Here is a 14,056-nt window from a genome sequence, read left to right as displayed (position 1 = left end):
GGTGGAACTAACACCTTCGGTATTCTTCGGTCATTCCACGATAAGTAAAATAACGGAGTATTTGATGAAGGAGCACCAAGAAGCACTTGCCGAGTTTTACTATGAGGCTGACGAGCACAGGCCTGCAAAGATCGCTCCCCAAGCACGCCCCATCGCGCAGGCAAAGATGAAGCTAAGCAGCAACCTATCTGATGATGCCCATGAGCCCATCGCCGTTATCGGCATGAGCGGACGATTTCCGGAAGCGAGAAACGTTGAAGAAATGTGGACGATTCTGACCGAGGGAAGGAACGCAGTGAGAGAAATTCCCGCTGATCGGTTTGATTGGCGTCATTATTACAGTCCCTCAGACAAGGATCCTCACAAGACAGACAGTAAATGGTGCGGTTGTATCCCGGGCGTTAGCGAATTCGATCCGTTATTTTTCGAGATCTCACCTAAGGATGCGGAATCAATGGATCCGCGGCAGCGCTTATTGCTCCAGGAAGCCTGGAAGGCGTTGGAGCATGCTGGCTACGGAGACAAAAAAATCAGAGCTGGGAAAATTGGCATGTTTGTGGGTGCTGAGCAAGGGGATTACCAGCAGCTAGTTAGAGGAGAGGCAGGGATTACCTCCAACCATAATGCTATTCTGGCGGCAAGGCTGTCCTATTTTCTGAATTTGAATGGTCCGGTACTCACGGTGGATACGGCATGTTCTTCTGGGCTGGCCGCAGCACACCAAGCTTGTTTCAGCCTTCGCAATGATGAGTGTGATACGGCCATTGCTGCCGGTGTCAATCTGATGCTTACTCCAGACCCGTATGTTGGAATGAGTCAGGCCGGGATGCTCTCCAGGGATGGTACATGCTTTGCATTTGATAAACGGGCGAACGGGCTTGTTCCTGGAGAAGCGGTCACCGTGGTTGTGCTCAAGCGTTTATCCAGGGCAGAGGCCGATGGGGATTCGATCTTGGCGGTGATCCGCGGCAGCAGTATTAACTATGACGGCAAAACAAACGGAATCACGGCTCCGAGCGGAGTTGCGCAAACCGAGCTTGTGAAAGCCGTTTATGAACAGTCTCGTGTTAACCCGGGTGATGTTGAATATGTCGTAACACACGGGACCGGAACGAGGCTGGGGGATCCGGTAGAGGTAAACGCCCTTCAAGATGCATTCAAAGCCTATACGGATAAACAAGGATATTGCGCGATTACTTCCAATAAAACGAATTTTGGGCACACCTTCGCCGCTTCTGGGTTAGTCAATATGATCAATCTGATACAAGCTTTCCGTCATGAAACGATTCCTGCAAGCCTGAATTTTGAGCAAGAGAATGATTTTATCCATTGGACGGAAAGTCCTTTTTATGTCAATATATCGAATAAACCCTGGCCAGCCAGCGGAATTAAAAAACGTCTGGGTGCCGTAAGTGCGTTCGGAATGAGCGGAACGAACGTTCATATGGTTTTGGAGAGCTACGTTACAGCTTCCGTAGAAGAGCCAACAGGCATTCCCCCTTATCATTTGCTTACGTTCTCTGCCAAAACGAAGGAAGCAATGGAAGAGAAGATTCAAGATATGGTTGTCATGCTAGGAAAAGCGGATGCATCACAGGAATCGTTGAGCAAAATAAGTTATACCTTGTTGGAAGGACGACAGCATTTTAACCATCGTATAGCAGTTGTTGCTGGGGATAAACAGGACGCAGAATATATATTATCGGCAAACGGGGATACCTTACGTCTGCCCAATCGCTTTGCTGGAAAAGTGCCACGTGATTTTGAAGGCCAACCTTTGATCCAGCAGTACGTCAACGATCTACTGAGATCTGCCCAATCTCTGAAGGAAGATCCGGATAAATACCGAGAAGCACTCTATGCATTAGCTGATCTGTACTGCCAAGGGTATGAGATCAGCGGCGAAGGTTTATATGACGGTGCATTGGCCCAGCTGACAGAGCTCCCGACTTATCCATTCGCCAGAGAGCATTATTGGGCATCTGTCCAAGACGCGACCGCTGGCGTTCCAAATACGAAACCCGGGCGCTTCCGAATCATAAACAGGCCCCGAAGAGATGCACATCATTGGCCTTCTGTGGGACAAGATCAGCTTCGAATAACAGAAGGTGCGGCGCCGCAAGAAGCTAACGAATTGATGACATTTGAAGAGGTCTGGGAAGAAGAGGCTTTAGAGGATATCCATAACGCCGATTTAAAGACGCTGGTTTGTTTCCTAACCGAAGAGGAGAGCAAACAGATTGTTACGGACAAAGCCACAGCCTTGGATGGAGACATGCAGGTTATTTTTGTTTCGCAAAGTACCGTCTTTGACAAGAAATCCAGGCATGATTACCGTATTCCCGTGATGAATAGGGATTCATATGTACAGGTGCTGTCGAGTATCCGCGAGGATTTCAAAGAAATCGATGCCGTGCTGTATTTATGGCCAATTGAAGATGCTGCGTACATCAAAGATTATTCCAGCATCGTGCATTTGGTTCAGGCTATCGCTGCCGCAAAATTAAAACCGAAGCAGTTGTTGCTTGCCGGCCAATTCGAGAATCCGATTGAGCGATGTTATATGGAATCATGGATTGGCTTTGAGCGATCTTTAGGTCTCGTACTGCCAAATGTTCGCGTAAGTGTCGTTTCCATTGAGTTGCAGGCACGGTTGCGAAAGGAGTCTCTGATCGTCCCGATTGAGAAGCTGTGGACGGAACTTCAAGCAAACCAATCAGGAAGTGTACTGTATCAGGACGGTAAACGATATATTTGCCGAGTCAAGCCCACCATGCTGGAGATTGATTCTATCATGTTGAAGCGAGGGGGAACCTACCTGATTACCGGTGGATGTGGCGGCTTGGGGCTTCTTTTTGCCAGACATATCGCAAGCCGGTATGCTGCGAATTTAATCCTTACAGGCAGATCCCCGATGAATGATGAAATACGGGCCGGCATCAAGGAGCTGGAGGACCTGGGCAGTCAAGTTCTATATGTCCAATCCGATATTTGTGACGTGGAACATATGCGTGAAGGTTTGGTCGCTGCAAAGGCTCGTTTCGGACCTATACATGGGGTTATTCATGCGGCCGGCATGTCAAGCCGTCAACATATACTTGAAAAAGTGTTGGAAGATTTCCATGCAGTGCTCGCTCCTAAAGTGGAAGGAACACTCGCACTGGATGAAATACTTCAGGATGAGCAGCAGTTGGAATTTATCTGTTATTTCTCATCCACCTCGGCTGTGATTGGCGATTTTGGTTCATGCGACTACGCCATTGGAAACCGGTATCAGATGGCATATGCGCGACATCGGAACGAACAGAACCGGGCCGGTCGATCCATCGTGATCAATTGGCCGCTTTGGAAGGAAGGCGGCATGGGCTTTGAGGATCAGGATAATACCAAGATGTATTTGAAATCCAGCGGTCAGCGCTTGCTGGAGACTGAAGAGGGCTTACAGATATTTGAGCGCATTCTTTCTCACAGTCTTTCGCAGCATCTGGTGCTGGTTGGTCAGCGAAGCCGGGTGCATCGATTCCTGGGGCTGGCCAACAACGAGAATTCATTTGAAGCAAATAGACAAACACCAAATACCGTAAATGCGAACGCTGCTCAAGGCAAGGGATGGCGGAATGAAATGAAGGGATTGAGCCTTGCGCAGCGCCTGGAATGGGATATGAAGGAAATCGTAAGCGAGCTCCTTAAGATCCCTCGCGATAAGCTGGATTTAGACGAAAATTTGGCGGAATTCGGCTTTGATTCCATCAATCTTGCACAATTTGCCAATGTGCTGACCGGGCATTATGACTTGGATATCACACCTTCGTTATTCTTCGGACAATCCACGATCGGAAAATTAATCGATTATTTTTTGAAAGAGCATAACGAAATGATGACTGAATTTTATCGAGAAAGTCAGATCGTAGATACGGAATCGCCAAACTTCCCAGACACAGCTGCAGCTGAGCCAAAAGCTTTCAAGAGAGCGAGGGTGCAGGAACGAATAGCCTCATCATCAAACCTCCATGAGCCTATTGCGATCATTGGCATGAGCGGACGGTTTCCGGAAGCCCGAAACATCGATGAGATGTGGACGATCCTGGCGGAAGGCAAAAGTGCCGTGTCGGAAGTTCCTGCCGAGAGATTCGATTGGCGGCGATATTATGGGGATGGCGAGCAGGAATCAACGCCAATCCATTGCAAATGGTGCGGAACCATTCCGGGCGTCCGTGAATTTGATCCGATGTTTTTTGAGATTTCGCCTAATGAAGCGAAAACGATGGATCCGAGACAGCGGCTTTTGCTTCAGGAATCCTGGAGGGCGCTGGAAGATGCCGGGTATGGGGAGGACAAGCTTGGCGGATGCAAGATCGGGATGTTTGTTGGAGTCGAAGATGGCGACTATCATCTGCTTGTGAAAGACAAAGGGAGTATAACCTCTAACCATAATGCTATTCTGGCAGCGAGATTATCGTATTTTCTGAACTTGACCGGGCCGAATATGGCCATTAATACAGCATGTTCATCGGGACTGGTTGCAGCTCATCAAGCGTGTATGAGCCTACGTAATGGAGAGTGCGACGCGGCCATCGTGGCAGGAGTCAATCTTCTGCTTACACCCAATGCATACACTGGCATTAGTCAGGCTGGGATATTATCTGCAGACGGCAAGTGTTATGCGTTTGACCAACGGGCTAACGGAACGGTTCCCGGTGAAGCTGTTACCGCTTTGGTATTCAAACGCTTGTCACAAGCCGAAGCGGATGGGGACCCTATACATGCGGTGATTCGCGGAAGCGGAGTTAATTATGATGGGAGAACCAATGGGATCACAGCTCCCAGCGGAATTGCCCAAACCAATCTGTTGAAAGAAGTTTACCATCAATATCAGATCAATCCAGCAGAAATAGAGTACATTGTAACCCATGGCACCGGGACAAAATTGGGCGACCCAGTAGAAATTAATGCCTTGAATGAAGCGTTTAAAGCGCATACGGAGAAACAGGGGTACTGCGCGCTTACCTCTTCCAAGACGAATTTCGGCCATGCTTTTGCGGCTTCCGGACTGGTAAGCCTGATTAATCTCGTGATGTCCCTGCGTCATGAAATGATTCCGCCAAGTCTTAATTTTGTGCAAGAGAACGATTATATCCAATGGGCGGACAGCCCGTTCTATGTGAACAAGAAAGCGAAGGCTTGGAGTCAAGCTAACGGAGCATCCCTAAAAGGAGCCGTCAGCGCTTTCGGAATGAGCGGAACTAACGCGCACATGGTTGTCGAGAGTTATTCGAGGAAAAAAGTTGCTGTGTCCACGGAGCGACCGCCGTACTATGTGCTTGCACTTTCAGCCAAAACGAAAGAAGCGCTCGAGGAAAAAATCCGGGATATGCTTCATGCACTCGTTAATGAGAAGTGGGGTGAAGAGGACCTTCAGCATATCAGCTATACGCTGCTGAATGGCCGCGTTCATTTCAGTTATCGCTGTGCCGTTGTCATACAGGATTTAAGTGATGCTGTGTATGTAATGAAACAGGCTGGGAACCGCGAGAAAGTGCCGAATCTTTTCGAAGGCAGGGTTCCCCGCGATTTTACCGGACAAAAAGCGATGCAACTGTATATACAGGAACTGCTTGCGAAGAGCTGTACCCAGCATCTTGGCAAAAGCCAATTTCAAGACACGCTATATGCCCTGGCGGACTTTTACTGCCAAGGATATGAAATCGAGTGGGGTCAACTTTTTGGTCATGTTCGACCTTACAAGGTTAAGCTGCCGACGTATCCATTTGAACGGGAAAGCTATTGGGTGAATACTGCTGAAGCAGAATTTGGTGAGCCAACAATCAGGAGGATCGATGCCGCAGGACCTCATCCTGCAGTAGAGGCTGAGGTGTGTCCGTTAGCCGACCGCACATATGATGTGGAGATCAAAGCTGATGTTGAGATTTCATATCATTCAGGCGAAATGGATTCCGAAGCGCTGGTGTCGTCAGTTTCTGCTCAACTAAGAACCCTCTTGACGGAGGTAACCGGGATTCCCCATGACAAATTGGAGAATGCGGCCACCTTTGAAGAATTGGGACTGGATTCCCTGATGATTCATGCGTTAAATAAAAAAATCGAGCTCTGGGTTGGACAGTTAGACGCCACTCTTTTTTATACGTACAACAGCATCCAAGCATTAGCCGCTTATTTGGCACAGGAATATAATGTAGCGGTCTCCAAGCATGTGGATACGGCTGTGAATGGGGCATCTCTGAAGAACATAAAGCAGGTTGAGGAAGTGGGACCGGCCTCAAAACAACCTCCGTCAGCTCCTATTCCAGCAGCGATACCTTTAAGCCGTTCGATCTTATTAACGGATCGGCAGCCAAACGCCTCGAACGATATTGCCATTATCGGTTTAGCTGGCCGCTATCCGAAAGCAGATACGCTGCAGCAGTTCTGGAATAACCTGTACGCAGGAAAGGATTCCATTGAAGAAATTCCGGCAAGTCGCTGGTCTTTAGACGGCTTCTATGAACCGGACCGGACCAAAGCGGTAGCGAAGGGTTTAAGCTATAGCAAGTGGGGAGGCTTTTTGGATCGCATTGAATATTTCGATCCATTGTTTTTTAATATTTCGCCAAGGGACGCCATGTACATGGATCCGCAGGAACGCTTGTTTCTTGAGGTTGCCTGGGGATGTATGGAGAATGCGGGATATACCCGGGAATCGCTGAAGCGGGATGGGTATGGAAATCAAATCGGAGTATATGTCGGTGCTACTTTTAACAACTATCAGTTGTTTATGGCCGATGCTGCCGGGCAAGCCAGTAAAGAGATGTATCTGGCGACAAGCCAGATGTTCTCGATAGCAAACCGGGTGTCTTATATCATGGATTTTACAGGTCCAAGCTTGACGGTGGACACAGCATGTTCTTCATCCCTATATGCAGTTCACCTGGCTTGTGAAAGCATTCGAAATGGGCAGTCCCGGATGGCAATCGCCGGCGGTGTAAATCTTTCGCTCCATCCTAGCAAGTATATTACATTGTGCCAGGGACAATTCAGCGCCTCCGACGGAAGATGCCGCGCTTTTGGCGAAGGGGGAACAGGTTATGTGCCGTCTGAGGCGGTAGGCGCAGTCTTTTTAAAGCCTTTGCAGGAGGCAATCAAGGATCAGGATTCCATTTATGGGGTCATAAAAGGAACCGCGGTCAGTCATGCGGGCAGGACGAACGGTTATACGGTACCAAGTCCAGTGTCCCAGTCTCAGGCGATTGAAAAGGCGCTTCTCCAAAGCGGGATTGATCCAAGAAGCATCAGTTCCATTGAAGCTCACGGCACCGGAACTTCTCTCGGGGATCCGATTGAGATTAAAGGCTTGACGGATGTATTCGGCAAATATACCGGGGATATAGGATATTGCTCCATTTCTTCAGTCAAATCCAACATTGGACATGCAGAGGCAGCGGCTGGTATTGCGCAGCTTACCAAAGTGCTGCTTCAATTGAAGCATCAAACCTTAGTGAAAAATGTCATGCACGGGCATGGTTTAAATCCTAATATTGACTTTGATCGGACACCATTTGTTGTGCAGCGTGATACCGCTCATTGGAAACGTCCAACGATTCATGGACAGGAAGTTCCTCGCCGTTCCGGTATTTCATCCTTCGGTGCAGGGGGAGCTAACGCACATATCATAGTTGAAGAGTATGTCCCGGTGAACGATCCACGGGCCCGCATTGCCGTCAATTCGCAAAGTCCTGCGCTAATTCTCTTATCGGCTAAAAACGAAGACAGGCTCCGGGAAAAGGCCAGGCAGTTATTGTATGCCATTACGGAAGAACAGTTCTCTGACGGCGCGCTTGCTGATATTGCCTATACGCTTCAAGTGGGGCGTGAAGCCATGGAAGAACGATTGGCATGGATCGTAGGGTCTATGGACGATCTTAAGATGAAGTTGGAAGGATTCATTGAGGGCCGTGGTCATATCAAGGACATGTTCCGGGGACAGGTTAAACGCAATAAGGAGACGTTGTCAGTCTTCGAAGCAGATGAAGAGTTTCAGGAAGCCGTTATCAAATGGATCCAGCGTGGAAAATACGCCAAACTTCTCAATCTTTGGGTAAGAGGACTGGGTGTCAACTGGAACCAGATCTATGGAGACGTGAAGCCGTGCCGCATTAGCTTGCCAACTTATCCGTTTGCTGGTGAACCTTACTGGATTCCTGAGATCGAGAAGGATGCCAATGCAACAGAGCCTGTTGGAGTTCCCGCCGTATCGGTTGTTCATCCTTTACTTCACCGGAATACCTCCGATCTTTCGGGGCTGCGTTTCAGTTCGGTTTTTACGGGGAGCGAGTTTTTCCTAAAGGATCATGTTGTGAAGGGACAGCGGGTTCTGCCTGGAGTGGCTTATCTTGAAATGGCTCGAACGGCCGTAGAACAAATTGCCGGAGAGACGCTGGAGCAAGGTCGCACAGGAATTCGGCTTAAAAATGTCGTATGGGCTCGGCCCATTGTGGCGGAAGATCAACCGGTTCAAGTCCATTTGGATCTATATCATGAGGATAATGGTGAAATTGCCTATGAAGTATACAGTGAGCAGGAAGCGGGAGGAGAACCGGTGCTGCACAGCCAGGGAAGTGCGGAAGTATGCAGCATGAATGATCATGCTTCGTTGGATATTGAATCTCTTCTGGCTGAATGCAATCTGGACATCATTTCATCAAGCAAGATCTATGAAACCTATAGCGCAATGGGTATACAATACGGTCCAGCACATCAAGGCATACAAAAAGTCTATCTGGGCAGAGGCCAGGCGTTAGCGAAGCTGTCTCTTCCATCCGGAGTGACCGACCCAGCTGCTCCATTTACGCTGCACCCCAGCCTAATGGATTCTGCTCTGCAGGCCACCATATCCATGATGATGAGCCCAGATTCAGCGTCGACCGCTTCATTGAAGCCGGGGCTTCCTTTTGCCCTGCAGGAGCTGGAGGTTTTCGGCAGCTGTCCTTCCGAGATGTGGGCACGAATCCGGTACAGTGACGGAAATAAACCAGAGAGTAAAGTGCAGAAACTGGATATCGACCTATGTGATGTTCTGGGTAAGGTTTATGTAAAAATGAAGGGGTTTTCAACCAGGGTGCTTGACGGAGAGGTGAAATCATCGGCGGTTTCGGAAACACCTGGCACCCTCATGCTGGAACCGATCTGGAGGGACCAGCCAGCTGCTCGGATTGGCAGTGCCCCGGAGTATGCCAAACACTTGGTGTTCCTGTGTGAAATCAGTTCGGGCATGGAGCAGAGTTTAAACCATCCGTTGAGCCAGGCCCGTTGCATTACGCTGGAATCATATCAGGAACGAATAGAAGAACGGTTCATAACGTATTCGGCCCGAATCTTTGAGGAGATTCAAGCGATCCTGAGAGACAAGCCCAAAGAAAAAATCCTTATCCAGGTGTTGTCACTCTCTCAGCAGGATCGGCTGTTGTTATCGGGTATCTCCGGCTTGATGAAGGCTGCACAGTCGGAAAACTCCAAGCTGGTATGTCAATATATCGAAATAGAATCCGTTGATTCTAATATAACGGACGTACTGATGGAGAACAGTCATTATCCAATGGATCAACGGATTCGGTATCGGGACGGCAAACGTTGGGTTGCCGGATGGGATGAACTCCAAGCTGATGCTATGAAGGCGGCTGCTCCCTGGAGAGACCGAGGCATTTACCTGATCACAGGTGGTGCAGGAGGTCTTGGCATCATTTTTGCCAAAGAGATTCTCCATAAAGCGAAAGAGGCCGTATTGATTCTTACCGGACGCTCATCACTGCATGAGAGCATGCATGCCGAACTGGATGAACTGCGGGTTCTTGGAGCCAAGGTTGATTATCGACAAGTCGACGTGACAAATAAGCAGCAGGTTACTTCCTTAATTCAGAGCATTCATGAGGAATACGGAAGCCTGAACGGCATCATTCATGGGGCGGGCATTATCCGAGACAATCTAATTCTCAGAAAAGATGTCGAAGAGTTGGAAAACGTGATGGCACCCAAAGTAAGGGGACTCGTAAATCTAGACGAAGCTAGCGAAGACATTCAACTGGATTGGTTCATTGCGTTTTCTTCTGTGGCTGGGGCGACGGGGAATCCGGGACAAGCGGATTACTCAGCCGCTAACGCTTTCATGGATGCCTACGCGGAGTATAGAAATTCGCTTACGGCTTCCAGGCAAAGGCATGGACGCATGTTATCCATCAATTGGCCGCTCTGGAAAGAAGGCGGTATGCGTGTTGACGAGGAAGTCGAAAAAATCATGATGAAGAGCCTGGGTACTGTCCCAATGCAGACTTCGACAGGTATCCAAGCACTGTATCAGGGGCTTGCCTCGGGAAGGAACCAGGTGGTAGTAATGACAGGCATCCTGTCCCGAGTGAAGCCTAGAATGCTGCCTGCAGCCGCATCCGGTCAGCATGAGAACATGCCAGCGCTCGTTAAGTCAGATGATACCAGCTTGGCAGCAAGAGTAGAGACAGCCTTGGTCCAGACTGTATCCAAGCTGCTAAAGGTCAAGCTGGAAGACATCGATATGCATTCGGAGTTAAGTGAGTATGGGTTTGATTCGATCTCGCTTACGCAATTTGCCAATCATTTGAATGAGGAATACCACCTTGAACTTACACCTACCGTGTTCTTTGAATATACGACGCTGGATAGCTTTGCCGAATACTTGTTATCGGAACATCGGACTGCCTTTGATGTAAAGGCTGCATTAACCGCTGAGCAGGATATATCCGTGCCGAAGACAAGGGGGCCCAAGGAAGAAGAGATTCCCTTGAGAAAATCACGTTCTCGCCCGGCAAGGATGGCAGTCCGGTCTGAGTCGCCGTCTCCGGACCCGGAGGCCACCGATTCTGAATCTGAGCCAATTGCGATTGTGGGCATCAGTGGCCTGTTTCCGATGGCAAAGGATGTGGATGAATTTTGGAAGAATATCGTGGAGGGCAAGGACTGTATAACGGAAATACCGAAAGAGCGCTGGGATTGGAGAGAATGCTTGGACGATGATTCTGATGACGAAGAGCAAACCAGTCTGAAATGGGGGGGCTTTATTGAAGGCGTGGAAGAGTTTGATCCGTTGTTTTTCGGTATTTCTCCGAGAGAAGCCGAAATGATGGATCCCCAACAGCGTCTCCTGCTGACTCAGGTTTGGAAGGCGGTTGAAGATGCCGGCATTTCGCCGAGCAAGCTCTCGCAACAGCCTACAGGCGTTTTCGTAGCTGCTGGCCCAGGCGATTATATGAACATCACTTCGATTTCACAAGGAAATCCCCAAGCGATGACCGGCGTGGTCCCGTCCCTGATTCCAAACCGCATTTCATATGCATTAAACTTGCAAGGTCCCAGTGAATACTACGAAACAGCTTGTTCTTCTACATTGGTAGCGTTACATCGAGCGATCCGATCCATATATAACGAAGAATGCGAACAAGCAATTGTAGGCGCTGTAAATCTGCTGATTTCTCCTATAGGCTTCATAGGCTTTGATGCTATGGGATATCTAAGCCCAGATGGAAAAGCTAAATCCTTTCAGTCCAACGCGGACGGATTTGTTCGGAGCGAAGGTGTTGGTGCAATCATCATCAAGCCATTGTCGAAAGCGATTGAGGACAATAATTTAATTTATGCCGTAATTAAAGGGACCGGCGTGTCCCATGGGGGCAAGGGAATGTCATTGACCTCGCCCAATGCGGCAGGGATGAAGGCTGCCATGGCCCAAGCATTTAAAGGCACGGGTGTTAACCCCCGGACGATATCCTACATTGAAGCCCATGGTATCGCGTCGCCTATCGCCGACGGCATCGAAGTCAATGCATTGAAGGCGGGTTATCAGGAGATAGCGTCTAACGATCCATCCCCATCTGGTTCTTTGGGAGAGAGCGCTTGTTATATCAGCACGCTGAAGCCTTCACTGGGTCATGGGGAAGTTGCCTCAGGCATGGCTTCGTTGATCAAGTCCATTCAGGCGATAAGACACAAACTTATCCCTGGAGTGAAACGATTTACGAGTCCGAGTCAGCATATTTCGCTGGAGGGAAGTCCGCTTCGAATTTCTGCAGAGCATCATGAATGGGAGCCGTTAACCGATGTGCATGGTAAGGTGCTCCCGCGACGTGCGGCGATAAACAGTTATGGCATCGGCGGTGTGAACGCTCATGTCATCCTGGAAGAGTATGTTCCGGCAGATGCCGGTAAGCATCAGGAACCTTCGAGGAAACCTCAGATCGTAGCTCTCTCGGCAAAAAGTACAGAGCGACTGGAAGAATATGCTCGACACATGCTTGAATATGCAGAACGTGTGCCGGAATTCTCTTTATCCGATTTCGCATTCACCTTGCAGATAGGCAGAGAACAGATGGAATCCCGGCTGGCTTTCGTTGCAAGTTGTCGCGAGGAGCTGATTAGTGGTTTCAGGCAATTCCTGAAACCATCGCAAGTCCTCCCGATGGCGAAAGATTCGCATCCTGTCATTTTTACAGGAGAGACAGTCAATTCCAAGCCCAAAATGGATTCGGATGCCGTTCTAACATTATTTGCGGATAACAACCTGAATGATATTGCTCTCCAATGGACAAGAGGCGGCATATTTCCATGGGAAACACTTCACGATGCAAAAGAGGTTCGTAGAATGTCACTGCCTGTCTATCCGTTTGAGAGGAGAAGGTGCTGGCCCGATCTTGATAGCGAGAGTGCACGAGAGATCCATGAGGGACAGGTTAAACGTGCAGCTTCAACCCATCGTTTAACAGAAACCACATCGGTTATGGCGGAGACGGACCCTAATGTAAGCAGCCGTGTTATCGAGATCGTATCGAAAATACTGGGAATGGCACCCTCTGAGATGAATCCGGACCGGCCTTTGGATCAATATGGGCTTGACTCCATTCTATTGATGCAGCTTTTGCAGCAATTGCAGAATCAGTTGGCCCCGGCGGTGGATCTCATTAAACTTCAGGAATGCAGGACCTTTCTGGATATCATTACAATGATCGAATCGCTGAGCAAAGTGGATGGATCACGAAGTATCAGCCGACAAAGTAAGTCCGAAGTGCCCGGGAGTTGGCCGCAGTTTCCCGAGCTAATCCTTCTTAACAATGGCTCACAGGGATCGCCCGTATTTTGGTTTCATGGCGGCTTGGGTGGCGTGGAAATGTATCAAAAGCTCGCGCAAAAGAGCGAGCGGCCATTTTACGGCATCCAGGCAAGAGGGTGGTTAACTGATCGATCTCCGTTAAAAGGGGTTGGGGCGATGGCTGCGTACTATGCCCATATTATTCAATCCGTTCAGCCTAACGGGCCTTATGATCTGGGAGGTTACTCCTTAGGCGGAGTACTGGCGTATGAAGTGACGCGTCAATTGCAGGAGCTTGGTCATTCGGTGAATTCAGTGGTGATGCTGGATTCACCATATGGAAAAGAGTTTCAGCAAGGAGCCGTTTCTAGAAAGACGGCCGTATTGCAAGCCGTTAATTTGGCCCTTGCTTCAAAGAATTTTCAGGAACCGGACACATTTATGCAGACGCTCATCCATCGAAATGAATTGGATCTGAGTGTTCAGGAAGAGGAATTGTTTGAACAGTTAATTAAGCTTGGAAACACCCGCGGACTCACCAAGACGGAGGAGCAAATCATGTCGATGATCGAAGCGAATATCAAGATACAGCATGCATACCAATTTGATCGATTTTCGGTGAGGCCGCTATCCGAACCCGATGCAGTAACCTGCTACTACTTCCGCAATAAGGGTGGACTGATCTTCGGAGAGCTGGAACCCTATTTCTCTACTACCGAAGATTCTTCTGCTCTTGACCATGCAACCTACTGGGAGGAATGGGAACGTCAATTTCCTAATCTGCATGTTATGGATATAGATCCTTCCAATCATATGGTGCTGTTATCAGAAGCCAAATCTTATGAAACGATTTTTGCGTTTTGCGAAGAGTTATATTCGGAACATGGCATGACCAAAGAGTTTCTCCACATGTTTAAAGAGAAGACGAAAGAATTACACGGAGTCAAGGCATGA

1 protein-coding gene (running past one end of the window) is annotated in these 14,056 nt (G+C 48.8%); it reads left to right on the top strand.

The annotated features are described in order from the left end of the window. Nucleotides 1-14,056, top strand: partial view of an SDR family NAD(P)-dependent oxidoreductase gene (locus tag OHJ21_RS11660; RefSeq protein ID WP_486020112.1) — the 3' portion only. 3,947 nt of this gene lie to the left of the window's left edge; 14,056 of the gene's 18,003 nt are visible here — the last part of the coding sequence; its start codon lies off the left edge, out of view; its stop codon occupies nucleotides 14,054-14,056.

The organism is Virgibacillus sp. LDC1 (assembly GCF_025792345.1).
In the GTDB taxonomy this organism is placed as follows: Bacteria; Bacillota; Bacilli; order Paenibacillales; family Paenibacillaceae; genus Paenibacillus_AQ; species Paenibacillus_AQ lautus.
Note: the sequence above shows the minus strand (reverse complement) of the source record. Positions and strands in the feature narration are given on the sequence as shown.